A 26,765-nucleotide genomic window follows, 5' to 3' on the forward strand; every position below is an offset into this window, starting at 1 on the left:
CGCACATACTGTGCGCCGGAGGAGAGGGGGAGGCGCTCCGATGCCGATGACCGTCCGTGACGTGCTCGAACTGCCGGCTCTGCAGCAGGCCGGGCCGCGCGTCCTGGCGGGCCGGGACCGGCTGGACGCGCCGGTGCGCTGGGTGCACGTCGCCGAGATCCCCGAGATCGCCGACCTGCTCCGCGGTGGCGAGCTGGTCCTGACCACGGGCATCGGCCTGCCCCCGGACGACGACGGGCTGCGCCGGTGGATCGACGGCCTGGCGGCCGTCGGGGTGGCGGGTGTGGTGGTCGAGCTGGGCCGCCGGTTCGGCGGCACGCTGCCGGCCGGCCTGGTCGAGCACGCCCGCAGCCGGAACCTGCCTCTGATCGCGCTGCGGCGCGAGATGCGGTTCGTCGCGGTGACCGAGGTCGTCCACTCGGTGATCGTCGAGGAGCAGACGGCGGACCTGCTCGCGAAGGACGAGATCCACCGCATCTTCACCGAGCTGTCGGTGGAGGGCGCCGAGCCCCGGCAGGTGCTCCGCGAGGTCACCCGCCTGTCCCGGCGTCCCGCGGTGCTGGAGAACCTCGCCCACCAGGTGCTGGCGTACGAGACCGGCCCGCTGACCGCCGAGGAGCTGCTCGACCGCTGGGAGACCCGCTCGCGCGCGGTCGAGGTCCCGTCCGGCACCGGCTACGAGCCGCGATCGGGCTGGCTGGTGACGAGCGTCGAGGCGCGGGGCAACCGGTGGGGGCGGCTCGTGCTGCTGTGCGACCAGGAGCCACCGGCCCGGACCCGGGTGCTGCTGGAACGCGCCGCGTCCACCATCGCGCTGAACCAGCTCGTCGCCCGGGACTCGTCGTCGGTCGAGCGGCAGGCCCGCAGCAGTCTGCTGCTGAGCATCGTCAACCACTCCGCGCCCACCCGGGACGTGGCGCTGCGGGCGCGCGGGCTCGGTGTCGTACTGGAGCAGCGACTGCTGCTCGGCGTCGTGGTCCGGCGGCGCCGGCCGGCCCCGGGCACCGGCGCCGACGGGAACGCGAACCGGCGGGCACTGCTCGACGCGGTGGAGACGGCGGTACGCGAGTGCGGGCTCGCCGCGCTCGCCGGCGACGTGGACGAGGCGGCCGGCGGCACCGGCGTCACCCTCCTCGTCGCGCTCGACGAGACCGGCTCCGACGAGGCGGCGCTGGGGAGCCTGTCCGCCGCGCTCACCCGGGCGGGCCACCGGGCCGGCGCGGACGTCGTGGTCGCCGCCGGGTCGGTGGTCCGGACGCTCGACCTGGCCCGGCGCTCGCTGGTCGAGGCGGCGCAGGTGGCCGATGCGACAGTGCACACCGCCGAGCCGCGCCCGTTCTACCGGCTGCACGACGTCCGCCTCCGGGGCCTGCTGTACCTGCTGCGCGACGACGTGCGCCTCCAGACGTTCGTCGAGCGCGAGCTGGGCCCGCTGCTCTCCTACGACCAGCGCCACGGCACGAACCACGTCGCGTTGCTGGAGACGTACCTGGTGGAGGGGCGCAACAAGCGGCGCGCGGCGGATGCGATGTCGCTGTCGCGGTCGGCGCTCTACCAGCGGCTGGAGCTGATCGAGCGGGTGCTCGGCGTCGACCTGGATTCGAGCGAGCGGCGCCTGTCGCTGCACGTGGCGCTCACCGCCCGGGACGTCATGCGCGCCGGTGGCCCGGAGGCCACCGGCTGACGGTCACCTGTGGGTGCCGCGGCCCGACCGCAGGCGCCGGACGCCGTCGCGGGCCGGCGCGCTGTGCACGCTGACGCTGACCACAGGTACGGCGTTCGCGACGCTCTTGCGGACCGTCTCCAGCGGCGCCGTGCCGGGGGTGCACTCGACGATCATCACCGCGGAGCGGTCGGGGCACTGCACGTACTGGACGTGTGAGACGGCGACCCGGCGGGAGTGCAGCACGGACAGCACCTTGAGCAGGCCGGTCGTGGAGTGGCCCACGCCGAGGTGGATCACCATCGTGCTCGGCGTGCCGTGCTCGGCGGCGGGCTCGTCGTACGGGCGGCCGGGGGCGGGCCGGGGATGGTCGACGGTTGCGGGGGTGGATGCGGACACGCTCACGGGGGCCTCACTAGGACGAGCCGACAGGATCGCTTGGCCGGCGACGCACGCGGAGGCGTACGCCGCCTAGGTAATCAGCCGGGTCGCGATTCGATTGCCCACGGCGGGAGTGTGGCACGGGAACCGGCTCGCCGGGAGGCTGCGCCGGGCAGCCGTCCGCCACGTGAGACAGGGCCCTGACCTGCGGATCGACGGTGATGGGTCGCCTCGGTGGGGCCGATCGCCGGGTTACCGGCCGGTACGCGAGCCCTTAAGGATCGTTCAGGATCTCGCTCTACACTCGGACTCGGGACGACGACTTGAGAAGGAGCTCCGCGCATGGACGCTGACGAGATCGCCGCCGGTCGGGCCCGCTGGCAGGCCCGCTACGACGCCGCCCGCAAGCGCGACGCGGACTTCACCACGCTGTCCGGAATGCCGGTCGAGCCGGTGTACGGCCCGCCGGAGGACACCGCGTACCCCGGGTTCGAGCGGATCGGCTGGCCGGGCGAGTTCCCGTACACCAGGGGTCTGTATCCGACCGGCTACCGCGGGCGGACCTGGACCATCAGGCAGTTCGCCGGCTTCGGCAACGCCCGGCAGACCAACGAGCGCTACAAGATGATCCTCGGCGCGGGCGGCGGCGGTCTCTCCGTCGCCTTCGACATGCCGACGCTGATGGGCCGCGACTCCGACGACCCGCAGTCCCTCGGCGAGGTCGGCCACTGTGGTGTCGCTGTGGACTCGGCCGCCGACATGGAGGTGCTGTTCGACGGCATCGACCTGGCCGGCGTGACCACCTCGATGACCATCTCCGGCCCGGCCGTGCCGGTCTTCTGCATGTACCTGGTCGCCGCCGAACGGCAGGGCGCCGACCTGTCCACGCTGGACGGAACACTCCAGACGGACATCTTCAAGGAGTACATCGCGCAGAAGGAGTGGCTGTTCGACCCCGAGCCGCACCTGCGCCTCATCGGCGACCTGATGGAGTACTGCGCCCGGGAGATCCCGCGGTACAAGCCGCTGTCCGTCTCCGGCTACCACATCCGCGAGGCCGGCTCGACCGCCGCGCAGGAGCTGGCGTACACGCTGGCCGACGGATTCGGGTACGTCGAGCTGGGCCTGTCGCGCGGCCTGGACGTGAACACGTTCGCCCCCGGCCTGAGCTTCTTCTTCGACTCCCACGTGGACTTCTTCGAGGAGATCGCCAAGTTCCGCGCCGCGCGCCGGATCTGGGCCCGCTGGCTGCGCGACGTGTACGGCGCCACCAGCGAGAAGGCCCAGTGGCTGCGGTTCCACACGCAGACCGCCGGGGTGTCGCTGACCGCTCAGCAGCCGGTGAACAACGTGGTCCGCACCGCCGTGGAGGCCCTGGCCGCGGTGCTCGGCGGCACCAACTCGCTGCACACCAACGCCCTCGACGAGACGCTCGCCCTGCCCACCGACGAGTCGGCCGAGATCGCCCTGCGGACCCAGCAGGTGCTGATGGAGGAGACCGGGGTGACGAACGTGGCCGACCCGCTCGGCGGCTCCTGGTACGTCGAGGCGCTCACCGACCGGATCGAGGCCGAGGCGGAGGAGATCTTCGCCCGGATCAAGCAGCTCGGCGGCGAGGGTCCGCACACCATCGGCCCGATGACCTCCGGCATCCTGCGCGGCATCGAGGACGGCTGGTTCACCGGGCACATCGCCGAGTCGGCGTTCGTCTACCAGCAGGCGCTGGAGAAGGGCGACAAGCGGATCGTCGGCGTCAACTGCCACACCGGCACCGTCGCCAAGGACCTGGAGATCCTGCGCATCTCGCACGAGGTGGAGCTGGAGCAGCGCCGGGTGCTGACCGAGCGCAAGTCGGCCCGCGACGACGCCGCGGTCACCGCCGCCGTCGCGCGGATGGTCGAGGTGGCGAGGACCGGCGAGAACATGATCCCCGCCATGCTCGACGCGGTCCGCGCCGAGGCCACCCTCGGCGAGATCTGCGACGCCCTCCGCGCCGAGTGGGGCGTCTACCGAGAGCCCGCCCGCTTCTGACCCCGCTCTGCAAGGAAGGGCCCCTTGTTAACAGCTGCTGTTAAGAAGGGGCCCTTCCTCTACCGGAGGCGTTAACAGGGGGCCCTTCCTTGCGGGCGGGCTGAGCTGGGGGAGAGTGGCGACTGTCGCCGTCGCGGCTGGTCGGAGATCCGTCGCGTACGTGCGAGACTAGACAACCATGAGCGACCCACGGATCACCTCGTCGATCTTCACCCGCGGCGCGGTCGACCTCAGCGCGCTGCGCACCCCCGCACCGGCCGACACCTCCTCCGCCACACCGTCCCAGGGCGCTGGGCCGACCGGGCTGCCGGGCAGCCCCGCCGGCTCCGCCGCCGTGATCGACGTGACCGAGGCGAACATCCAGTCCGAGGTGCTCGAACGCTCGCTCACCACACCGGTGGTGGTCTTCTTCGGCGCCGCCGGCTACCCGGAGAGCGACCAGTTCGCCCCGGTGCTGGAGCGGCTGGCCGCCGAGGGCGGCGGAGCGTGGCTGCTGGCCCGGGTCGACGTGCAGCAGCAGCCGCGGCTCGCGCAGATGTTCCAGCTCCAGACGCTGCCCACCACGTACGCCATCGTCGGCGGCCGTCCGATCGACGCCTTCCCCGGCCCGGTGCCGGAGTCGCAGTTGCGACAGTGGCTCCAGGCGGTCCTCAAGGCCGGTGGCGTCACAGTCGCCGAGCCGGAGGACCCGCGCCTCGACGCCGCCGACGACGCGCTGATGAGCGGTGACCTCGACGCGGCCGAGGCGGCGTACCGGAAGATCCTGGCCGAGTCGCCGGCGGACGCGGCTGCGGAGGCGGGCCTGGCGCAGGTCGGGCTGGCCCGCCGGGTGGCGGGCGCCGACCCGCAGGGCGCGCTGGACGCCGCTGCGGCCGCCCCCGACGACGTGGACGCCCAGCTGCTGGCCGCCGACATCGAGGTGCTCAGCGGCCTCGCCGACGAGGCGTACAAGCGGCTGGTCGGCCTGGTCCGGCGCACCGCCGGGGACGACCGGGACCGGGTACGCCAGCACCTGCTCGGCCTGTTCACCATCGCCGGCCCGGACGACCCCGCCGTGGCCTCCGCCCGACGCGCCCTGGCCAGCGCACTGTTCTGAGTCAACCCGCGCGGGCCGGCGCACCGCCGGCCCGCCCGACCACCGAGGACGGGAGCCCATGATGCGCCGGATCGCCGTCCTCGACGCGCCGACGAACCTCGGACTGCGCCCGCCCACCGCGAGCTCCGTCCCCGGCTGCGCCAAGGCGCCGGGTGCGCTGCGCGACCACGGCCTGCTCGCCCGGCTGCGGGCCCGCGACGCCGGCTGCCTCACCCCGCCCCGGTACGACCCGGGGGACTGGCGGCCCGGCGACGGCGTCTGCCACGCGCCGGAGATCTCCGCGTACTCGGTGGCGCTCGCCGACCGGATCGGCGCGATCATCGACCGGGGCGAGTTCCCGCTGGTGCTCGGCGGCGACTGCTCGGTGCTGCTCGGCTCGGCGCTGGCCATGCACCGCCTCGGCGAGGCGGTCGGCGGGCGGATCGGGCTGGTCTTCGTCGACGGCCACTCCGACTTCCGGCACCCCGGCAACGCCTCCTACGTCGGCGCCGCCGCCGGGGAGGACCTGGCCCTGGTCACCGGCCGTGGACAGCCCGACCTGGCCGCGATTGAGGGCCGAAGGCCGTACTTCCGGGACATCGACGTGGTGGTGCTCGGCATCCGCGCGCAGGACGAGTACCGGCTCGACCTCCAGGCCGCCGGCATCACCACCCGGCCGGTGCCGGCGCTGCGCGCCGAGGGCGCCGCCCGTACCGCTCAGTGGGCGCACGAGCAGCTCGTCGACTGCGCCGGCTACTGGGTGCACATCGACGTGGATGTGCTCGACCCGGCGGTGATGCCCGCCGTGGACGCGCCCGACCCGGGCGGCATCGCCTTCGCCGAGCTGGAGATCCTGCTCGCCGGGCTGGTCGACACCCCGCACTGCCTCGGCGTCGAGCTGACAGTCTTCGACCCCGACTACGACCCGGACGGGGCGTACGCGGCCGAGATCGTGAACACAGTGGTGGCCGGGCTCGCCCCGGTGGTCGCGCCGGGTGCCGTGCCGCCCCGGCTGCTGCCGGCTGGGCCTGTCGCACCGGCGCCCCGCGCCGCCGACAGCCGGCCGGAGCCCGAGCCGCTGCCCGCCCCGGCGGCCGTACCGGCGCCGGCGGTCGCGGTGGAGCCGATCGGCCCCGACCCGACCGCCGGCGACGACCTCGGCGACGACCCGCTGGGGCCTGGCCTGCTGCGCCGCGCCCCCGCCGGAGACGAGCCGGACCCGGCCCGCTCCGGCATCGACATCGCCTGACCGGTACGCCTCAGCTCGCGGCCAGGCCGCGCAGGAACTTCTCGGCGATCGGCGCCGCCACCTTCGAGCCCGCCCCGCCCTGCTCCACGAAGACGGCGAAGGCCACGTCGCCCTGCCAGCCGACGAACCAGGCGTGCGTGTGCGCCGGGTTGTTGTCGTACTCCGCGGTGCCGGTCTTGCCGTGCACCGGCTCGCCCGGGACGTCGGCGAGCACGCTGCCGCTGCCCGACGTGACCACCCCGCGCATCATCGTCTTCAGCGCCGCCACCGACTCCGGCTTGAGCGCCTCGCCGGCCGGCGCGGGCTTGGCCGGCGCCGGTTCGAGCAGCAGCTTCGGCTGCTCGAACCTGCCCCGGGCCACCGCCGCGGTGGCGCTCGCCATGGCCAGCGGGCTCACCAGCGTGGTGCCCTGGCCGATCGCGGCGGCGGCCTGCTCGGTGGCCGAGCCGTTGGCGGAGATCTTGCCGGTGAACGCCTCGGTGCCCAGATCCCACGCGGCTTCCAGGCCGAGCGTACGGCCGGCCTGGGCCAGCCCGTCCGGGCCGAGCTTCGGCGCCAGCGCGGTGAACGCGGTGTTGCACGACTTGGCGAAGTCGGTGGCGAACGGCACTGGGCCCAGCTCGAAGTCGTCCGAGTTCTTGAAGACCCGGCCCTCGACTGTCGACGTCTTCGGGCAGTCCACTGTCGTCTGCGGCGTCACCGCGCCCCGGTCGAGCAGGCCGAGCGCGCTGACCATCTTGAACGTCGAGCCGGGCGGCACCTGGGCGGTGAAGGCGAGGTTGTCGCCCGCCGCACCCGGGCCGTTCGCGGCGGCCAGCACCGCGCCGTCGCTGATCCGCACGGCGACCAGGGCGGAGCGGCGGGTCTGCCCGCGCAACGCGGCGTCGGCGGCGTTCTGGGTGGCCGCGTCGATTGTCGTCTTCACCGGCTGACCGGGCTTCGGGTCGGCGCGGAACAGCTCCGTGCCGGTCGGCTCCACCTTGCCGTCCGGGGTGGTCCGCTGGGTGATCACGGTGACGCCGGGGACGCCGCGCAGCCGCTCGTCGTACCGGCCCTGGAGACCGCCGTGGCCGACCAGGTCGCCGCGCGCGTACCGGTCGGGGTGGGCCTGGAGGTCGTCGGCGGTGGCCTGGTCGACCGAGCCGAGCAGCGCCCGGGCGAACTCGCGGGTCGGCGCCAGCATGAGCTGCTCCGAGACGAACCGGGTGCCGGGCAGGTCGTAGATGCGCGGCTTGATCTGCCGGTACGCCTCGTCGCGCAACGTCACCACCTCGACCAGGCCGTCCGGCTTGGCCTCCTTGAGCCGCTTCGGCAGGTCGCCCAGGTCGACCGGCGGGGTGAGCGCGGGCCGGATCGCCTTGAACGCGGCGTCCAGCTTCCGGACCATGCCGGGGACGTCGTCGACCTCGCCGGGAACGAGCTGCACCCGGACCACCGGGCGTGGCGCGACGATCGGCTGACCGGCCGCGTCCAGCACACCGGCGCGCTGCGCCGGCTCCCGCCGCAGCGCGATCTTGTCACCGCTCTCCAGCTTCTCGTGCACCACCGACGGCTCCCAGATCACCTGCCACCGGTCGTCGCCGCCGCGCTTGAGGCGTACCGGATTCTCGTAGGCCCAGGTGCCGCCGCCGGGCAGCGCCCAGCTCACCTTGACCCGGGCGGTGGCGACGTCACCCTTGGTGGTGATGTCGCCGGTGCGGGCCAGCTCCGGCGGGTCGGCCGCGAGCGCGCCGGCGAGTGCCTGGATCTGCTTGGTCACCTCACCGGCGGGCAGCCGCCCGCCGGTCGGCTCGACGAAGCCGACCGCCTGGAGGTCACCGGAGCGCCAGCCGCCGAGGAACGCCTCGACGGCTGTCTCCGGGCCGTCGTCCCCGGAGCATCCGGTCAGCGCGCCGGCCGTGACCAGGACGGCGGTCAGTGCCGCGAGGGCGCGGTGACGGGTGTGACGGCGGGGGCGGACGGGGTACGACACGGGCATGAAGCAGTCCCTCCGGTGCTCAACTGCCCTGCACGCTAGTACGGCCCGGCGTTCCCCACCGCCCCGCCACGGCCTCCGGCAGCGCCAGAAGCGGCGTGTGGCAGTGTGATGAACATCGCCAGTCGGGGTACTCCGCGAGCGGCCGACCACGGACCCGCAACGGGTGAAAGGACAGAGTCCCGATCCGGACGTCCGGCCAGTGGTCCGCCGCGGGAGGTACCGCGCGGTAGGGCCTAGGCTGGGCGGCAGAGTGACCCACAACGCGGTGGGTCGAGGGGAGTGGCACCGATGGACCGGCGTCCGGCGATCAAACCGGGACCCGACCTCCGGCAGGCTGACACCGGCCGGGACGACGACAGCTTCGATTCGGCGACCGACGGAGACGGTTTCAGCCGTCTCGACACAGGAGTGACCGGGATGACCGGTTCCAGCATCGACACCCTCTACGACCTGGGCCTGCCTGCGCAGGCACTGGCCGACGAGTCGGAGGACGCCGAGCTGGACGAGCCCGTTCCCAACGCGGAGCGGCTGGTCGCCCAGGCGGTCGCGCTGGCAGGCGACGACCACGACGCGGCCACACTCGTGGACCGCTTCTGGCGGTTCGCGCCGGACGAGGAGCTGATCGGCTTCACCGCCGAGGAGATGCTGGAGGCGGCCCGGGCCCACCGGGACCTGGCCCAGCAGCGGGTGCCGGGCGAGCTGAAGCTCCGCATCCACGAGCCGGACGCCGAGCAGCACCACACGGTCGTGGAGATCGTCACCGACGACATGCCGTTCCTGGTCGACTCGGTGACCGCCCTGCTGAACTCCCGCCACCTGGACGTGCACCTGCTCGTGCACCCGCTGGTCGTGGTGCGGCGCGAGCCGCTGGGCCGGCTCACCGAGGTGTCGGCGGACGTGGAGCCGGACGACGCGATCGCCGGTGACCTGGTCGAGAGCTGGATGCGGATCGAGATCGACCCGGTCCGCGACCCGGCCGAGCGGGAGACGTTGCGGCGCGAGTTGCAGCGGGTGCTCACCGACGTGCGCGAGGCGGTCGAGGACTGGCCGAAGATGCGGCAGCGGGCCCTCGCGCTCGCCGACGAGCTGGCCGCCGCCCGGACGTCGGACAACCGCCCGCCGGTGCCGGAGAAGGACATCACCGACTCGGTGGAGCTGCTGCGCTGGCTGGCGCACGACCACTTCACGTTCCTCGGCTACCGGGAGTACCGGCTGGTCGACACCGACGGCGCGCGCGGCGGGCAGGCCCTGGAGGCGGTGCTCGGCACCGGGCTGGGCATCCTGCGCTCCGACTCGCCGGAGGCCCGGTCGCTGAACTCGATGACGCCCGAGGCGCACGAGAAGGTGCTGGAGAAGCGCCTGCTCATCATCACCAAGGCCAACTCGCGTGCCACTGTGCACCGCTCGGCGTACCTCGACTACATCGGCTTCAAGATCTTCAACGAGGCCGGTGAGGTGGTCGGGGAGCGGCGCTTCCTGGGCCTGTTCTCCACCGCCGCGTACCGGACCAGCGTGCAGGAGTTGCCCGTGGTCCGGCGCAAGGTCGCCGAGGTGCTCGACCGCTCGGGCCTGAGCCTGCGCAGCCACTCCGGCAAGGACCTGTTGCAGATCCTGGAGACCTACCCGCGCGACGAGCTGTTCCAGATCAAGACCGACGACCTCTACCACGCGGTGATCGGCGTGCTGCGGATGGCGGGCCGCCGGCAGCTGCGGGTGTTCCTGCGCCGCGACGCGTACGGGCGGTTCATCTCCTGCCTGATCTACCTGCCGCGGGACCGGTTCACCACGCAGAACCGGCTGCGCATGCAGGACATCCTGCTGCGTGAGCTGAACGGCGTCGGCGTCGACTACACCACGCGGGTGACCGAGTCGATGCTGGCCCGGGTGCACTTCATCGTGCGTACCGACCCGAACAACCCGCCCGGCGACATCGACGCCGACCTGCTCGCCGAGGAGCTGGCCGACGCGACCCGCCTCTGGGACGACGACTACCGGCTGGTGCTGGAACGCAAGCTCGGCGACGAGCAGGCCAAGCACCTGTTCGCCCGGTACGCCGACGCGTTCCCGGAGGGCTACAAGGACGGGCACACGCCGTACGAGGCGATGAAGGACCTGGCGAAGCTGGAGCTGCTGGAGGAGCCCGGCCAGCTGGAGATGCACCTGTTCCGCAAGCAGGCGCCGCCGCGTCCGTACGCCGCCCGCGCCGCCGACGCCGACGAGGCGATGGACGTGCGGTTCAAGGTCTACCGGTACGGCGAGCCGATGATGCTCTCCGCCGTGCTGCCGGTGCTGCACTCGCTCGGCGTGAAGGTGGTCGACGAGCACCCGTACGAGGTGGAGCGCGTCGACGGCCGGATCTGGCTCTACGACTTCGGTCTGGAGCTGCCCGAGCGGCACCAGGACCTGGCTGAGGTGCGTCCGCACGTGGAGAACGCCTTCGCCGCCGCCTGGCGGGGCGAGGCCGAGGTGGACGGCTTCAACGAGCTGGTGCTCCGGGCCGGGCTCACCTGGCGGCAGGTCGTCGTGCTGCGCGCGTACGCGAAGTACCTGCGGCAGGCCGGCACCGTCTTCTCCCAGGAGTACATGGAGCAGACGTTCATCGCGTACCCGCAGATCGCGGAACTGCTGGTGAAGCTGTTCGAGACCCGGTTCGCGCCGGGCGCCACCACGCTCGACGAGCGCCGGCAGCGCAGCGGCGAGCTGGTCGACGCGATCGGCGAGGCGCTGGACGAGGTGGCCAGCCTCGACCAGGACCGCATCCTGCGGTCGTACCTGACGTTGATCCAGGCCACGCTGCGTACCAGCTTCTACCAGAAGCCGGTGGGCGGGCGGCCCAAGGCGTACGTGGCGTTCAAGCTGGACCCGCAGGCCATCCCGGACCTGCCGGCGCCGCGGCCCAAGTTCGAGATCTTCGTCTACTCGCCCCGGTTCGAGGGCGTGCACCTGCGCTACGGGCCGGTGGCCCGCGGCGGCCTGCGCTGGTCCGACCGGCGTGAGGACTTCCGGACCGAGGTGCTCGGCCTGGTCAAGGCGCAGATGGTGAAGAACGCCGTGATCGTGCCGGTCGGCGCCAAGGGCGGCTTCGTGCTCAAGCAGAAGCCGGGTGACCGGGACGAGGCGGTGATCTGCTACAAGGAGTTCATCTCCGCGCTGCTCGACGTCACGGACAACATCGTCAGCGGCGAGATCGTGCCGCCCGAGGACGTGGTCCGGCACGACGGCGACGACCCGTACCTGGTGGTGGCCGCCGACAAGGGCACGGCGACGTTCTCCGACATCGCCAACGAGATCTCCGAGGCGCACAGCTTCTGGCTGGGCGACGCGTTCGCCTCCGGCGGCTCGGCCGGCTACGACCACAAGAAGATGGGCATCACCGCCCGGGGTGCCTGGGAGTCGGTCAAGCGGCACTTCCGGGAGCTGGGGCACGACACCCAGACGCAGGACTTCACTGTGGTCGGCGTCGGCGACATGTCCGGTGACGTGTTCGGCAACGGGATGCTGCTGTCGCAGCACATCCGGCTGGTGGCCGCGTTCGACCACAGGCACATCTTCCTCGACCCGGACCCGGACTCGGCCCGGTCGTGGGAGGAGCGCAAGCGGCTGTTCGACATGCCGCGCTCGTCGTGGGAGGACTACGACCGCGAGCTGATCTCCGCCGGCGGCGGCGTCTACCCGCGTACGGCGAAGTCGGTGCCGGTTTCGCCGCAGGTCCGCGCGGTGCTCGGCCTCGACGAGGACGTCACGCAGATCAGCCCGCAGGAGCTGATGAAGGCGATCCTCACCGCGCCGGTCGACCTGTTCTGGAACGGCGGCATCGGCACCTACGTCAAGGCGTCCAGCCAGACCAACGCCGAGGTGGGGGACAAGTCCAACGACGCCATCCGGGTGGACGGCAAGAGCCTGCGCTGCCGGGTGGTCGGCGAGGGCGGCAACCTGGGCTTCACCCAGCAGGGCCGGATCGAGTACGCCTCGACCGGCGGCCGCATCTACACCGACTTCATCGACAACGCGGCCGGTGTGGACTGCTCCGACCACGAGGTCAACATCAAGATCCTGCTCAACACGGCCGTCGCCGACGGCGAGCTGGACCGGCCGGAGCGCGACGAGCTGCTGGCCCAGATGACCGACGAGGTCGCCGAGCTGGTGCTGCGGGACAACTACGACCAGGCGCGGGCGCTCAACAACGCCCAGGCCCAGGCCGCCTCGCTGCTCCCGGTGCACCGGCGGATGATCAACGAGCTGGAGCGGTCCGGCGCGCTGAACCGGTCGCTGGAGGCGTTGCCGTCGGACGAGGAACTGGCGGTCCGCACCGAGAGCGGCCTGACCGCGCCGGAGTTCGCGGTGCTGCTCGCGTACGTCAAGATCGTGCTGGAGCGCGAGATCGTCGGCGAGGGCCTGGCGGACGAGGAGTGGACGACCGACGTCCTGGTCAACTACTTCCCGACGCCGCTGCGGCAGCGCTTCGCCGAGCGGATGGGCCGGCACCGGCTGCGCCGGGACATCGTCACCACCGTCCTCGTCAACGAGGCGATCAACCGGGGCGGCATCTCGTTCGTCTTCCGGGTGGTCGAGGAGACGGCGGCGTCCGCGGCGGACGTGCTCCGGGCGTACGTGGTGGTCCGCGAGGTGTTCGGCCTGCGTGACCTGTGGGACGCGGTCGAGGCGCTGGACAACAAGGTCTCGCCCGAGTTGCAGACGGCCGTCTACCTGGACACCCGGCGGCTGCTCGACCGCGCGGTGCGCTGGCTGGTCACCAACCGGAGGTCACCGATCGACGTGCCGGCGGAGATCGCCCGGCTGCGCGACGGTGTGGCCCGGCTCCTGCCGGACCTGGAGAACCGGTTCTGGGGCACCGAGCGGGAGGCCATCGCGGCGCACATCGAGTCGCTGGTCGAGCGTGGGCTGCCGCGTGACCTGGCCGAGCAGGCGACCCGCCTGATGTACAGCTTCGGCCTGCTGGACATCGTGGAGACGGCGCAGGGCACCGGGCGGGACGTGAGCGAGGTGGCCTCGGTCTACTTCGTGCTCTCCGACCGGTTCCGGGTCGACGCGCTGCTGTCGAAGATCTCCCTGCTGCCCCGCGAGGACCGGTGGCAGACGCTGGCCCGGATGGCGCTGCGCTACGACCTGTACGCCGCGCTGGCCGCGCTCACCGCCGAGGTGCTCGGGTCCACGCCGGAGGACGTGCCGCCGGTGGAGCGGGTGCAGGAGTGGGAGCAGGCGAACGCCACCTCGATCCACCGGGCGCACCGGGCGATGGGGGAGTTCGACGAGTCCCGTGCCGACCTGTCCGCGCTGTCGGTGCTGCTGCGCCAGATCCGTACCCTGGTCCGGACCTCGGCGGCGGCCTGACCGCTGACGCACGAGTGGCCCGGTGGTCGGTTCCCCGACCACCGGGCCACTGCCGTTGCCGCCCTCAGCTGGTCATCGGGGCGTAGACGACGATGTTGTTCAGGTAGCTCCCGGCCGTCTTGTCGAACACCCCGCCGCAGGTCACCACGCGCAGGGCCGGGACGTCCGACGGACCGTAGACCTGCGCGGCGGGAAAGGCGGTCTTCGGGTACGACGCGACCTCCCGCACGGTGAACGTGGCGGACGAGCCGTCCTGCCGGGCGACCACTATCGTGTCGCCCGCCACCAGCGCGCCGAGGTTGAAGAACACCGCCGGGCCGAGCTGGGCGGAGTCGACGTGACCGACGATCACCGCGTTGCCGGCCTCGCCCGGGCTGGCGCCGGGGGAGTACCAGCCGGCGTTCATGGCCTGGTCCAGCGGGGGCACCTGGACCGTGCCGTCCGGGTTCGTGCCGAGCGACATGATCGGCGCCTGCACCCCGATGCGGGGGATCGAGATGGTGACCGGCGCGGACCGGGGAAGTGGAGCCGGGGCGGCGCCCGTCGTGTCCGGGGTGCCCGGGACGGCTGCGGCGCCCGGGGTGGCGCCGGGTGCGCCGGTCAGTGGCCCCGGCGTCGCCGGGCCGCCCCCCGCGGCGTCCGCTGCCGGCTGGCCGGTGCCGTCCGGTGTGGACTGGCCGGTGGTGCCCGGTGCCGGTTGGCCCTCGGTGCCCGGTGCGGGCCGGCCCTCGGCGTCCGGGTCGGCGTAGGCGCCGGGGGAATCGCTCAGCGGGTCGGTGGTGACGGGAGCCGCCTGCGAGATCGGCTGCGGTGGGGACGGTGGCGGGGCGGTCCGGACGGACGCGCCGATCAGACCGGCCCCGGCCATGGCGAGCAGGACGACGACGGCCGCGCCGGCGGCACGCCACGGACTTCCGTGACGGCCGCCGGCCCGGGTCGTCGTCCGGTCAGACCAGGCCACCGGCCCGCCGCCGACGCAGCAGCACCAGGCCGCCCAGCGCCGCGGCGCCGATCATGCCCGCGCCACCGGTGGCGAGGTTGCGGTCCACGCCGGTGGTCGTCATGCCACCGTCGCCGCCGTCGACCCCACCGCGCGGCAGTACCACCAGCTCGCCCTCACCGCAGGTGCCCCGCAGCTCGTACCGGCCCGGCCGGGCGTCGTGCGACACGGTGGCCTCGCCGTAGTAGACGAAGTCCTTCCCGTGCTCCCACTCGTCCTTGCCGTAGTCGCGCTCGGCGTCCTTGCCGTAGTCGCCCTTGTCCTCCTGCCAGGCGCCTCCGCTCGCCTGCCAGTCGTTCTTGCCGCCCTGCCAGTCGTCCTTGCCGTCCTGCCAGGAGCCGTGCTCGTCCTTGCCGTCCTTGCCCTTGTCGTCCGGCCGGCCGCCACGGTCGTCCTTGCCGTGCTCGTCCTTGGCGTCCTTGCCGTACCGGTCCTTGCCGTCGGGGCCGTGCTCGTCCTTGGTCCAGTCCGGCGCGCCCGCCTTCTCCTTCTCCCAGCCCGGCTCGGCGTCCTGGCCGTACTCGTCGTGCCCCTGCCAGTCGCCCGGGTCGACGGCCGCGCCGGCGCCCGCGCCACCCGGCTGCGGCTGCCCTTCCTGCTGGCCGGCGGGCGGCTGGGGCTGGTTCGCCGGAGGCTGCGGCATGCCGTCGCCACCCGGCCCGTTCCCGCCCGGCCCGTCGCCACCGGGGCCGTTGCCACCGGGGCCGTTGCCGTCCGGGCCGTGTCCCTCCCCGCCCGGCTCGCCGCGGCCGTCCGGGCCCTTGCCGTGCTCGTCCTTGCCGTCGGGGCCCTTGCCGTGGTCGTCCTTGCCGTCCGGGCCCTTGTCGTCCCAGCCCCAGTCCTGGTCGCCGCCCCAGTCGCCGCCGCGGTCGGCCCAGTCGCCGTGCTCGCCGTCGCGGGCCGGGTGCAGGTCGACCTTGCCGGTCACCTTCGACCAGACGGTGACGTGCTTCTGCGGCTCGGAGCAGATCGCGAGCAGCTCGACGGTGTCCCCCGCCTTCACCACGTGGGGCTTGGCGATGACCTTGCCCTCGTCGTGCCCGCCCGCGTAGGCCATTCCCGGGGTGAACGCGAGAAGGCCGGCTCCGCCGAGGGCGGCGCCCGCGACCACCTTCCCGAGCATCTTCTTAGCCATGACCAGCGTCTCCATCCCTGTTCGTCCTGAGCCCGACGTCAGTCGAGCTAAGGCTGACGTTAGACCTTTTCGCGACTTATCCGGGGAAAGATTCGCTTTTAGGGATTTGCCGGTGATGTGGCCCCGGCGCGCTGCCCGACCGGTAGCGCCGATCAGGCTCTCCACGGCGGTCCCGCGACGCCGGTCCCACTCGTGCTGTCGGCGCCCCTCCGCGCGGTCCGCGTACCGAGTGGAACGTCATGGGTGTCTCCGGGTCGTTTTGACACCCATGACGTTCCACCCGAGCTGAAGGGCGCCGGTGGGCGGCGGGGAGTGGGGGTGTGGTGGCGCCGGGCGCCGGTAGGGTGGGCGGCAGGCGTATCGAGCCATTGCCATGGAAGCGCTCCCATGCAAGAATCGCTGCACGCGGTTCGGGGAGCCACACCGCGAGCTCAGACGTCGAGGGCAGCCGGCACCACCGGCCGACGTCCGGCTCCATCGGCCGGTCCTGCGGACCGGTCGGCACCACCACCCCCACAACGCCCGTCCGGGTCGGGCGTCCCCCGAAGAAACCCGTGGCGCGCACGGTCGTTCCCGCAGGACGACTGCCGCCGCCATTTGCGCCGGGCCGTACGCGGATCCGGTCTCGCCCAAGGAGATCAGTGGCATGAATCTGTGGAGAAGGCTGTCCGGCCGGAACCGGACGCTCGCGCTCACCGGCGCCGGCGTCCTGGTAGCCGGTGGACTGGTGACCCTCCCGGTCACCGCGGCGCAGGCCGCCACCCAGTGCAGCGTGACGTACACGACCAGCGACTGGCCCGGTGGATTCACCGGCACCGTGACCATCAAGAACATCGGTGACGCGCTCAGCTCGTGGAACCTCGGCTTCACCTTCCCGAACAGCTCGCAGCGGGTGGTGAACGGCTGGTCCGCGAGGTGGTCCCAGAGCGGCCAGAACGTCACCGCGCAGAACGAGTCGTACAACGGGTCGCTCGCCAGCGGCGCCAGCACCACCATCGGCTTCAACGGCTCCTGGAGCGGCAGCAACCCGAAGCCGACCCAGTTCACGCTCAACGGCACTGTGTGCAACGGCGGCACGCCGTCCACCAGCACGCCGCCGACGAGCACGCCGCCGACCAGCACGCCGCCCACGAGCACGCCGCCGACGTCGACCCCGCCGACCTCGACGCCGCCGACGAGCACCCCGCCGCCCGGGCAGCGGGTCGACAACCCGTACGTCGGTGTGAAGGGGTACGTGAACCCCGAGTGGAAGGCCAAGGCCGAATCGGTGTCCGGCGGCAGCCGGGTGTCGAACAACCCGACCGCGGTCTGGATCGACCGGATCGCCGCCATCAACGGCACGCCGGACAGCAGCTCCAACGGCGCGATGGGCGTCCGTGACCACCTGGACGCCGCGCTCGCCCAGGGCGCCGGCTACATCCAGTTCGTCATCTACAACCTGCCCGGCCGGGACTGCGCAGCGCTGGCCTCCAACGGCGAGCTGGGCCCGGACGAACTGCCCCGCTACAAGGCCGAGTACATCGACCCGATCGCCGCGATCCAGGGTGACTCGAAGTACCGGAACCTGCGCATCGTCAACATCATCGAGATCGACTCGCTGCCCAACCTGGTGACCAACACCTCGGGCAACCCGGGCGGCACGGTCATGTGCGACACGGTGAAGGCCAACGGCGCGTACGTGAACGGTGTCGGCTACGCCCTGGCGAAGCTGGGCGCGATCGGCAACGTCTACAACTACATCGACGCCGCCCACCACGGCTGGATCGGCTGGGACAGCAACTTCGGCCCGGTCGCCGACCAGCTCAAGGCCGCCGCCGTCGCGTCCGGCAGCACCGTCGCCAACGTGCAGGGCTTCATCGTCAACACGGCGAACTACTCCGCCCTGAAGGAGCCGTACGTCAAGGTCACCGACTCGGTGAACGGCCAGACGGTCCGGCAGTCCAAGTGGATCGACTGGAACCAGTACGTCGACGAGCTGTCGTTCGCCCAGGCGTTCCGGCAGAAGCTGGTCTCGGTCGGCTTCGACAGCAACATCGGCATGCTGATCGACACCTCCCGTAACGGTTGGGGCGGCTCCGCCCGGCCCACCGGCCCGGGCCCCATGACCAGCGTGGACGCGTACGTCGACGGTGGCCGGGTCGACCGGCGCATTCACGCCGGCAACTGGTGCAACCAGGCCGGCGCGGGTCTCGGCGAGCGGCCGCGGGCCAACCCGGAGACCGGGATCGACGCCTACGTCTGGGTGAAGCCCCCGGGTGAGTCGGACGGCTCCAGCAAGGAGATCCCGAACAACGAGGGCAAGGGCTTCGACCGGATGTGCGACCCGACCTACACCGGTAACGCCCGCAACGGCAACAGCATGTCCGGCGCCCTGCCGGACGCGCCGATCTCCGGCGCGTGGTTCCCGGCCCAGTTCCAGCAGCTCATGCAGAACGCGTACCCGCCGCTCTCCTGAGCCGCGGTGAGGGCCACCCGCGGCGGCGGGAGTGAGGCACCGCCGCGCGGGTTCCCCGGGCCCCTGGTCGACGCCCACGTCGGCCAGGGGCCCTCGGCCGTTCCGGTGTCAGGGAACGGTGCGCTCGATCGCCGCCCGGCCCAGCTCGGCCAGGTCGCGGCGGGCCCGCTCCAGGTTCTCCGGCGTCACGTCCTGACCCCGGGCCTGCACCAGGTCCTCCGGATCCCAGGGCTGCTCGGCGCCGGTGCGGATGTCGTCCGGGGCGGCGCCGGTACCGGTGCCGGTCGCGCCGGTCCCGGCCGCGTACGGGTCACCGATGAGGTTCGGCGACCCGGTGTCCGGCACCGCGCCGTCGGGCTCGGTGAAGGTCGGGTTGTCCGGGTCGGTGCCGTCGTTGCGCAACTGGGCCACCGTGCTGTCGTCGTCCACCGCCGCGGCCACCTCGGGGGTCTCCTCCAGCGGCCGCTCGCCACCGCGGTCACGATCGGTCATGCTGCTGCCCTCCTGTCCCTTCGCGTGATCCCCGTGGCCTACCCGGTGCGGGCCGCGCCATGCGGGCGGAGGGGTCAGGACTCGTCGCGGTGCGGCTCCGGCGTCTCGGTCGGGCGCAGCCGCTGCCACAGCAGCATCAGCAGGCCGAACACCAGCATCGCCGCGCCGGCCCACAGGTTGATCCGGACGCCCTGCGCCTTGTCGATCTCGGCGGACGTGTCGAACAGCCCCATCAGGCCGACGATCAGCCCGTACACCACGAACAGGCCGCCGATGACCCGGCGGATGTCGAACAGCCGGGCCGCGGCGGAGCGTTCCTCCCGGGCGTCCTCGGTCTCGTCGACCAGCGGGTCGTGCGCCTCGCCGCCCTGGTAGTGGCGGTCCGCGTTGTCTGCCATGGCGTGCGTCCCCTCCTTCAGAAGACCGGGATGTAGAACAGGGCGGCGAGGATCACGGCGACGACGCCGAGCAGCACCGGGGAGCGGTACCAGGCGGTGTCGCCGGCCAGCGAGTCGTCGGCGAGCGTGGTGTCGCTGAGGCCGTACACCAGCCCGGTCAGCTGGTCGTCGGTCTTCGGCCGGGTCAGCGGCGTGACGATCGCGGCCACCACAGCGACCGTGGCGAAGGCCAGGCCCGCGCCCCAGAAGCTCTCTTCCAGGTCGGAGTTGAAGCTGATCACGCCGCCCTTGTAGAGCAGGTACGTGGCGGTGGCGACGACAGTGCCGGACAGCAGCGACCAGAACCCGGCCAGCGGCGTCATCCGCCGCCAGAACATGCCGATGATGAACGTGCCGAACAGCGGCGCGTTGAAGACCGAGAACAGCGCCTGGATGTAGTTCATGATGTTGCTGAACCCGGCCGCGATGAACGCGGTGCCGATGCCGATGACCACCGCGCCGACGGTGGCGATCCGGCCCACCTTCACGTAGTGCTCGTCCGGCAGGTCCCGCCGGAAGTACGCCTGCCAGATGTCGTACGTGAAGACGGTGTTGAACCCGCTGACGTTCGCCGCCATGCCGGCCATGAACGAGGCCACCAGGCCGGTGACCGCGATACCGAGGACGCCGTTGGGCAGCAGGTCGCGCATGAGCAGCGGGATCGCGTTGTTGTAGACCAGGTCGCCCTCGTCGGCGCCCAGCCCTTTCACGGTGACCAGGGCGATCAGGCCGGGGATCACGGTGACCGCCGGGATGAGCAGCTTCGGGTACGCGGCGATGATCGGCGTACGCCGGGCGGCGCTCATGTTCCGTGCGGACAGGGCGCGCTGCACCTCGGCGAAGTTGGTGGTCCAGTAGCCGAAGGAGAGCACGAAGCCCAGGCCGAACACGATGCCCAGCCAGTGCGCGCCGAGCGGGTTGCCGGTGCTGCCGGTGCCCTCCCAGGCGTGCAGTCCGGCCTCGCCGAGTCTGGAGTCGCGGGCCGCGTCCATCAGGCCGCTGACGCCGCCGACCTTGACCAGCCCGATCACCGTGATCGGCACCAGACCGGCGATGATCACGAAGAACTGGAGCACCTCGTTGTAGATCGCGCCGGAGAGCCCGCCGACGGTGATGTACGCCAGCACGATCACCGCACCGACGATGATCGCGAACCAGAGTGGCCAGCCCAGCAGCGCCTGCATGATCAGGGCCAGCGCGTAGAGGTTCACGCCCGCGATGAGCACCTGCGCGACAGCGAAGCTGATCGCGTTGAGCAGGTGGGTGGGGCGGTTGAAGCGCAGCCGCAGGTACTCGGGGACGCTGCGGACCTTGGAGCCGTAGTAGAACGGCATCATCACGATGCCGAGGAAGACCATCGCCGGCACGGCGCCGATCCAGTAGTAGTGCACGGTCATGATGCCGTACTGGGCGCCGTTGGCGGCCATGCCGATGATCTCCAGCGCGCCCAGGTTGGCCGAGACGAACGCCAGGCCGGTGACCCAGGCGGGCAGAGATCGGCCGGAGAGGAAGAAGTCCACGCTGGTACGGATCGCGCGCCGGGCGGCGAAACCGACGCCGAGCACCGTGACGAAGTAGAGCGCCAGGATCAGATAGTCCAGGGCGTTCATGTTCAACCGCAGGCCGCCGCCGCCCATGCCCGTGCTCCCCTCGTGTGCACCGCTGCCTGCACCTACCCGGATTGCGAGGTTTCATACCTGCTGTTCGGTCCGGGTACGCGGAAGCCCCGGCCGGTCACCGGCCGGGGCTTCGTGGCGGTTTCTCAGCGGCCCAGCACGCGGTCCAGGAAGTCGCGGTAGCCGCGTACGGCCACCCGGAGCTGCTCGGTGTCGGTGGAGCCGGACTCCTGCCAGGCGCCGAGCCGGGTGCGCTGCTCCCGCAGGGCGGTGGAGAGCGCCTCGATCGCCTCCTCGACCAGCGACTCCGCCTCGCCGACCGCGGCGCGCGGGTCGTCCACGAAGCGGAGCTGCACGTCGCGCCAGCGGTCCCGGAAACCCTGCGCGGCCTCCGGCGCGAACAGCGTCGCCGCGTCGGCCGGTACCGCGCCGGGCGTGGGCCGCTCGCCGCCGGCCAGGCCCGCGCCGGCGGCTGCCGCGCCCGCCGCCGCGGTGGCGGTGTCGGTGTCCACCCGGTCGTGCCGCCGGTCGGTGTCGTCGGTGGCGGGGACCGGCTCGGCGTCCGGGTCGACCAGGCCGGGCTCGGCGCTGCCGTACCCGACCGCGCCATCGGCGACCGCGTCGTCCCGGCGGACGCCGTCGACCACGCGGTCGTCCCGGGCCACGTCGTCGCCGGTTCGGTCGTCCCGGCCGTCGCCGTCGGTGTGCTCGGCGTCCCAGCGGTCGCGGTCGTGCAGGCGGTCCCCGGCCGTCGGGTCGGCCCGCTCGTCGTCCAGCGGGCCGGTACGTCCCGGCGCGCCGTCGCCCGGCGCCGCGGTGTCCTCGTCGCGCGCGTCGCGCTCGTCCTGCGGGCGACCGCCCGCCAGGGCCGAGGCGGCGACCGCGTCGCCCACCGTGGCCGCCCCGAACGCCGTCGGCAGCGGCGCCGGCTCGTGGTACGGGGCCCGCCCGTCGTCGTCGGTCCGGTCGGCCGCGTCGCGCAGCTCCCCGGCGTCGTAGGCGCGGGTCTCGTCGACCTCGGCGTCGCGCCGCTCGTCGGCGACCGCCGGGTCGTCGAAGGTGCCCCGGTCGTCCAGTGCGTCCTCGGGTACGTCGGCCCGGTCGGCGTCGCGCCGGCCGGCGTCGGTGTGCTCACCCGGCTGCGGCACCGGCACCGGTGCGGACCGGACGGCCTCGGGGTGGTCCTGCGTGACCTGCTGTTCCTCCTGGCGCATGGCGGCGGCCTCCTCAGCGGCTCGGGACGTCGTGGTCGTGGTCGGGGTGGCGCTGCTCCGGCTGCTGCGTGGACGTGGGCACCGGCTCCTCGCCGAGCAGGTCGGCGAAGAGGGCCCGGTAGTGCACGAGCGCCTGCCGGAGGTCCTCGGTACCGGCCTCACCGCGCTCGTTGCGCTGCCGGATCTCGTGGGCGTCGCGGTAGTGGGTGAGGGTGCGGGCGTGCTCGACGGAGAGGTGGGCGATCTGGTCCGAGAAGTCCCCGGTGGGGTATCCGCGCTCGGCGATCAGGCGGCTCACCAGCTCGTCGGCCTCGCCGACGGTCTCCGCGGGGGAGTCGACGAAGCGCACCTGGAGTTCCTCCCAGGCGGCGGCGTAGCGGGCCCGGGACTCCGGGCTCAGCGGGGTCAGCTCCAGCTCGGCGTGCCGGCGCTCGCGTTCCCGCAGCTCACGCTCGGCGGCGCTGCGGCTGTCCTGCTCGGCGACGACCCGGTCGTACTCGGGGCCGAAGCGCTCGCGCAGCGCCCGGCGGCGGCTGGCGACCACGGCGACCGCGACGAGCGCGGCGATGACGGCGACGACGATGACTATGACGACTACCTGGGTGGACGACATGGCTCCTCCTTCGCACGCTGGTATTCCCTCGCGCGGGTGATCGCCAATCCCGTTGTGCCGTACTTTCCGCCCCGGCCGGGAAAAGGCGCGATGTCGCGACCGCCGTCCGGTGCCGGGCCGATGTCCGACTGAGGCCCTCCTGCCCGTCTCGGACCGTAGCGAGAGCCGAGACGGCCGGTAGTGCATCCGCCCCGGATTACGTATCCTGCCCAAGGCGTCCGGGCCGGGGCCCGGCGTCGTGGCCGCCGAACGTGACGGCCGCTGCCGGCGCCACCGAGCGACACCTTCCCGGGCGAGGTCTGATTGAACACCCGTGACTGGCCGATCCGCGCCAAGCTGACCGCGCTGGTCATCGGCCCGGTGACCGGGCTGCTGGCGTTGTGGATCTTCGCCACCACGCTCACCTTCGGGCCCGCGCTCGACCTGCTCTCCGCGCGTACCCTCCTCTACGATCTGGGCCGTCCCGGCGAGGCCGTGGTGGCCGAGCTGCAACGGGAGCGGCGGCTGTCGGTGGTCCAGCTCGCCGGTGACCGCGCCCTCCCCGAGCTGACCGAGCAGCGGGTACGCACCGACGACGCGATCGTCGAGCTGCGCCGCAAGGTCGACGGCGGGGACCTGCGCGACGTCGCCGACGCCCAGCTCGACAACCGGCTCGACCAACTGGTCTCGGCGCTCGACGCGCTGCCCGCCGGGCGCGCCTTCATCGACGACCGCAAGGTCGACCGGGCCGGCGCGGTCGGGCTCTACAGCGGCATGATCGGCTCGGCGTTCCAGGCGTTCGGCGCGATGGCCGCGCTGCCCGACGCGCAGCTCAACCGGGAGGCGACGGCGCTGACCGCGCTGGGCCGGTCCCGGGAGCTGCTCGGCCAGGCCGACGCGCTGCTGGCCGGCGCCGTCACCGCGGGCCGGTACGCCGAGGGCGAGCACGAGCAACTGGTACGCACAGTCGAGAACCAGCGTTTCCTGGCCGAGATCGCGGTCGCCGACCTGCCGCCGGGGGAGCGGACCGCGTACCAGCGGATGACCGAGGGTGCCGGGTTCCTCAAGCTGCGCGCGCTCCAGGACAGCCTGATCCGCTCGTCCGCGCTGCCCGCCCGGTTCGACATGCGGGCGTGGGACACCGGTCACGCCGAGGTCTGGCAGAGCCTGCGCGACTTCGAGCTGCGCGGCGCGGACGCCCTGGCCGAGCGGTCGGTGCCGATGGCCACCCGGATCCTCGTGCAGCTCGCCGCCGCCGGTGTGCTGGGCCTGATCGCGATCGTGGTGTGCGTGCTGGTGGCGCTGCGGGTCGGCCGGTCGCTGGCGCAGCGGCTGACCGGCGTACGCGCCGCCGCGACCGAGGTGGCCGAACGCCGGCTGCCCGACGTGGTCGCCCGGCTGCGCCGGGGCGAGGAGGTCGACGTCGCCCGGGAGGCGCCCGAGCTGGACCACGGCGGCGACGAGATCGGCCAGGTGGCGCGCGCCTTCAACGAGGTGCGCCGGACCGCTGTCCGCGCCGCCGTCGACGAGGTCACGCTGCGCCGGGGCTTCAACGAGGTGATCCTCAACCTCGCCCGGCGCAGCCAGGGGCTGGTGCACCGGCAGCTGGCGCTGCTGGACCGGCTGGAACGGCGGACCGAGGACCCGGACGAGCTGGCCGGGCTGTTCCAGGTCGACCACCTGGCGACACGGCTGCGGCGGCACGCCGAGGACCTGGTCATCCTCGCCGGTGCCGCGCCCGGACGTGGCTGGCGCCGCCCGGTCGCGGCTGTCGACGTGATGCGCGGCGCGATCTCCGAGGTCGAGGCGTACGACCGGGTCGACGTGGGCGAGGTGGCGTCGGCCGGGGTGCTGGGGCGGGCCGTCGGCGACGTGATCCACCTGCTCGCCGAGCTGATCGAGAACGCGACCACGTTCTCCCCGCCCGGCACCCGGGTGGACGTCAGCGGCCGGAGCGTCCCGGGCGGCTACACCATCGAGATCACCGACCGGGGGCTGGGCATGTCCGCGCCGGCTCTGGCCGAGGCCAACCGCAAGCTGGCCGAGCCGCCGGAGTTCGACCCGGCCGGCAGTGCCCGGCTCGGGCTGTTCGTGGTGGCCCGCCTGGCCGCCCGGCACGGCGTACGGGTGGAGCTGCGGCCGTCCCGCCCGGCCGGGATCGTCGCCGCGGTGTTCGTACCGTCGGAACTGATCACCGACGAGCCGCCGGTGGGCGCGGACGCCTCCGCCGGGCCGGAACGGCGGCGCCTGGCCAAGGTGACCCGGCTGACCACTGTGCCCCGGCCGGGGCGGCCGGCCCGGCCGGGCCGGGACCGGTCGGAGAACACAGTCGTCCCGTTGCAGTCGGCCCGCGCCTCGACCGTGGAGCCACCCGCCGACGGCGACGGCCTGCCTCGCCGGATCCGGCGCCGCGGCGCGACCGCGCGACCCCGCGCGGCGGTCGCCGACACCCCGGCCCACCGCACCCCGGAGGAGGCCCGCCGGGCCATGTCCGCGTTGCAGGCCGGCACCGCGCGGGGACGCCGGGACGGCTCGCGCGCCGCCGGAACCGATCCGACCACCCCCACCACCGAACCGCGCGACACCGGTACGCCGTCCACCACCGCGGGGCCGGCCGTTCAGCCCGCCCCGCCGGCGCCGGACCAACGAACCGCGACTGAGAGGGACGCCTAGTGGTGCACACGACGCGGCAGAACGCCGATCTCGACTGGCTGCTCGACGACCTGGTGGAGCGTGTCCCCGCCGCCCGCCAGGCGGTGGTGCTCTCGGCGGACGGGCTCCTGCTCGGCGCCTCCACCGACCAGGACCGCACCGACGCGGAACACCTCTGCGCGCTGGCGTCCGGCTTCTCCGGGCTGGCCAAGGGCGCCACCCGGCACCTGGGCGGCGGCGCGGTCCGCCAGACGGTGGTGGAGATGGAGTCGGCCTACCTGTTCGTGACCGCCGCCGGGCAGGGCGCCTGCCTGGCGGTGGCCAGCGACGCCGACGCCGACATCGGCCTGGTGGCGTACGAGATGGCGATGCTCGTCATCCGGGTCGGGGAGAACCTGGCCGCGCCGAGCCGGGTGGCGGGGGAGCGGACCGATGCGCGCTGAGTCGCCGGGGCCGCAGCACGAGTGGCTGGACGCCGACGCCGGGCCGGTGGTGCGTCCGTACACGCTCACCGGCGGCCGGGTGCGCCCACCCGTCGACGGCTTCGACCTGCTGGCGTTCGTGCTCGCCACTTCTGACGCGGACCCGGCCGGCACGCCCGGTCTGCAGCCGGAGCACCGCCGCCTGATCGAGCTGGCCCGGCGGCCGAAGGCCGTGGCCGACCTCGCCGCCGACCTGGACCTCGCCGTGGGCGTGGTCCGGGTGCTGCTCGGCGACCTTCTCGCCCATGGGCTCGTCGCGGTGCACCGGCCACCGGCCACCGCGTACCTGCCCGACGACAACATCCTCAAGGCGGTGGTCAGTGGACTCCGTGCGTTATGACCGGGAGCCGGGGGCGCCCCGGGTGCCGCTGGCTCTGAAGATCCTCATCGCCGGTGGCTTCGGCGCCGGAAAGACGACGCTGGTCAGCGCGTTGAGTGAGGTCCGGCCGTTGCAGACCGAGGAGGTCCTGACCGGGGCCGGGCTCGGCACCGACGACGTCTCCGGGGTCGAGCAGAAGTCGACGACGACGGTGGCGATGGACTTCGGCCGGATCACCATCAACGACGACCTCCAGGTCTACCTGTTCGGCACCCCGGGCCAGGACCGGTTCTGGTTCCTCTGGGACGAGCTGGCGTTCGGCGCGCTCGGCGCGGTGGTGCTCGCCGACACCCGGCGGCTGGCCGACTGCTTCCCCTCGATCGACTACTTCGAGCAGCGGGGCATCCCGTTCGTGGTGGGCGTCAACTGCTTCGAGGGCTCCCGCCGGTTCGGCCTGGAGGCGGTCCGCGACGCCCTGGACCTGGATCCGGACGTCCCGCTCGTGCTCTGCGACGCGCGGGAGCGGCAGTCCGGCAAGCTGGTGCTGATCTCGCTCGTCGAGCACGTGGCGCGGCAGCGCGGCGAGCCGGTGCCGGTGGGCTGAGCACCCCGCGCCCGATCCGTCGGGCCCGGCGGGACTGA

The 26,765-nt window shown here is 72.9% G+C and carries 19 protein-coding genes; 10 read left to right on the forward strand and 9 right to left on the reverse strand.

Translation table 11 applies throughout. The features are described from left to right. The first annotated feature begins 40 nt into the window (after window positions 1-40). Window positions 41-1,684: a PucR family transcriptional regulator ligand-binding domain-containing protein gene (locus ABD52_RS01865; RefSeq protein ID WP_013475394.1), complete on the forward strand. Its 1,644-nt coding sequence runs from the start codon at window positions 41-43 to the stop codon at window positions 1,682-1,684. A 3-nt stretch (window positions 1,685-1,687) separates the two neighbouring features. On the opposite strand, the gene ABD52_RS01870 is transcribed toward ABD52_RS01865, so the two are convergent. Then, entirely contained in the window at window positions 1,688-2,068 is a 381-nt protein-coding gene (locus ABD52_RS01870; protein ID WP_013288196.1) for a hypothetical protein, read from the reverse strand. A 318-nt stretch (window positions 2,069-2,386) separates the two neighbouring features. Between ABD52_RS01870 and ABD52_RS01875 the strand changes: the two genes are divergently transcribed. The 3 genes from ABD52_RS01875 to ABD52_RS01885 all read left to right on the forward strand — a co-directional run bounded on the left by ABD52_RS01875 (window position 2,387) and on the right by ABD52_RS01885 (window position 6,399). Next, window positions 2,387-4,075 (forward strand): methylmalonyl-CoA mutase, encoded by a 1,689-nt coding sequence (locus ABD52_RS01875; RefSeq protein WP_013288195.1) that lies wholly within the window; start codon window positions 2,387-2,389, stop codon window positions 4,073-4,075. 178 nt (window positions 4,076-4,253) lie between these two features. Then, a complete protein-coding gene (locus ABD52_RS01880) occupies window positions 4,254-5,171 on the forward strand; it encodes a tetratricopeptide repeat protein (protein ID WP_047890550.1) in 918 nt (305 codons plus the stop codon). A gap of 58 nt (window positions 5,172-5,229) precedes the next feature. Further along, complete coding sequence (locus ABD52_RS01885) at window positions 5,230-6,399, forward strand: arginase family protein (RefSeq protein ID WP_047890551.1); 1,170 nt, start codon at window positions 5,230-5,232, stop codon at window positions 6,397-6,399. Between the two features lie 10 nt (window positions 6,400-6,409). Here ABD52_RS01885 and ABD52_RS01890 read toward each other — a convergent pair whose 3' ends face one another. Beyond that, the gene (locus ABD52_RS01890) at window positions 6,410-8,377 is read right to left on the reverse strand and encodes a penicillin-binding transpeptidase domain-containing protein (protein ID WP_047890552.1); all 1,968 of its coding nucleotides are present in this window, start codon (window positions 8,375-8,377) and stop codon (window positions 6,410-6,412) included. Between the two features lie 288 nt (window positions 8,378-8,665). Here ABD52_RS01890 and ABD52_RS01895 point away from each other — a divergent pair, with 288 nt between their 5' ends. Beyond that, window positions 8,666-13,729, forward strand: coding sequence for an NAD-glutamate dehydrogenase (locus ABD52_RS01895; protein WP_047890553.1), 5,064 nt, complete (start codon window positions 8,666-8,668; stop codon window positions 13,727-13,729). Window positions 13,730-13,793: 64 nt separating this feature from the next. Here ABD52_RS01895 and ABD52_RS01900 read toward each other — a convergent pair whose 3' ends face one another. Both ABD52_RS01900 and ABD52_RS01905 read right to left on the reverse strand, forming a co-directional pair. Then, on the reverse strand, window positions 13,794-14,597 hold the full coding sequence (locus ABD52_RS01900) for a class F sortase (protein WP_063778285.1): 804 nt from the start codon (window positions 14,595-14,597) through the stop codon (window positions 13,794-13,796). A 79-nt stretch (window positions 14,598-14,676) separates the two neighbouring features. Next, the gene (locus tag ABD52_RS01905) at window positions 14,677-15,864 is read right to left on the reverse strand and encodes a hypothetical protein (RefSeq protein ID WP_235437304.1); all 1,188 of its coding nucleotides are present in this window, start codon (window positions 15,862-15,864) and stop codon (window positions 14,677-14,679) included. Window positions 15,865-16,510: 646 nt separating this feature from the next. On the opposite strand from ABD52_RS01905, the gene ABD52_RS01910 reads away from it, so the two are divergent. Beyond that, window positions 16,511-18,319: a glycoside hydrolase family 6 protein gene (locus ABD52_RS01910; protein WP_013288188.1), complete on the forward strand. Its 1,809-nt coding sequence runs from the start codon at window positions 16,511-16,513 to the stop codon at window positions 18,317-18,319. A 108-nt stretch (window positions 18,320-18,427) separates the two neighbouring features. Here the strand turns inward: ABD52_RS01910 and ABD52_RS01915 are convergent, their stop codons facing one another. The 5 genes from ABD52_RS01915 to ABD52_RS01935 all read right to left on the reverse strand — a co-directional run bounded on the left by ABD52_RS01915 (window position 18,428) and on the right by ABD52_RS01935 (window position 22,691). Next, entirely contained in the window at window positions 18,428-18,811 is a 384-nt protein-coding gene (locus ABD52_RS01915) for a hypothetical protein (protein ID WP_047890556.1), read from the reverse strand. A 74-nt stretch (window positions 18,812-18,885) separates the two neighbouring features. After that, a complete protein-coding gene (locus tag ABD52_RS01920) occupies window positions 18,886-19,209 on the reverse strand; it encodes a hypothetical protein (protein WP_013288186.1) in 324 nt (107 codons plus the stop codon). Between the two features lie 17 nt (window positions 19,210-19,226). Beyond that, window positions 19,227-20,885: a sodium:solute symporter family protein gene (locus ABD52_RS01925; RefSeq protein ID WP_047890557.1), complete on the reverse strand. Its 1,659-nt coding sequence runs from the start codon at window positions 20,883-20,885 to the stop codon at window positions 19,227-19,229. Window positions 20,886-21,010: 125 nt separating this feature from the next. Next, complete coding sequence (locus tag ABD52_RS01930; RefSeq protein WP_047890558.1) at window positions 21,011-22,078, reverse strand: hypothetical protein; 1,068 nt, start codon at window positions 22,076-22,078, stop codon at window positions 21,011-21,013. 13 nt (window positions 22,079-22,091) lie between these two features. Continuing rightward, entirely contained in the window at window positions 22,092-22,691 is a 600-nt protein-coding gene (locus tag ABD52_RS01935; protein WP_013288183.1) for a hypothetical protein, read from the reverse strand. A 303-nt stretch (window positions 22,692-22,994) separates the two neighbouring features. Between ABD52_RS01935 and ABD52_RS01940 the strand changes: the two genes are divergently transcribed. From ABD52_RS01940 to ABD52_RS01955, 4 genes are read left to right on the forward strand one after another with little or no spacing between them, the layout of a single operon-like run. Then, entirely contained in the window at window positions 22,995-25,343 is a 2,349-nt protein-coding gene (locus ABD52_RS01940) for a nitrate- and nitrite sensing domain-containing protein (RefSeq protein ID WP_047890559.1), read from the forward strand. Continuing rightward, complete coding sequence (locus ABD52_RS01945) at window positions 25,343-25,765, forward strand: roadblock/LC7 domain-containing protein (RefSeq protein ID WP_013288181.1); 423 nt, start codon at window positions 25,343-25,345, stop codon at window positions 25,763-25,765. The genes ABD52_RS01940 and ABD52_RS01945 overlap by 1 nt, the downstream gene beginning before the upstream one ends. Continuing rightward, window positions 25,755-26,144: a DUF742 domain-containing protein gene (locus ABD52_RS01950; RefSeq protein ID WP_013288180.1), complete on the forward strand. Its 390-nt coding sequence runs from the start codon at window positions 25,755-25,757 to the stop codon at window positions 26,142-26,144. Before ABD52_RS01945 ends, ABD52_RS01950 begins: the two co-directional genes overlap by 11 nt. Then, window positions 26,125-26,727 (forward strand): ATP/GTP-binding protein, encoded by a 603-nt coding sequence (locus tag ABD52_RS01955; protein ID WP_047890560.1) that lies wholly within the window; start codon window positions 26,125-26,127, stop codon window positions 26,725-26,727. The genes ABD52_RS01950 and ABD52_RS01955 overlap by 20 nt, the downstream gene beginning before the upstream one ends. The last annotated feature ends 38 nt before the right edge of the window (window positions 26,728-26,765 follow it).

The sequence above is a fragment of the Micromonospora sp. RV43 genome, from assembly GCF_001029515.1.
GTDB lineage: Bacteria > Actinomycetota > Actinomycetes > Mycobacteriales > Micromonosporaceae > Micromonospora > Micromonospora aurantiaca.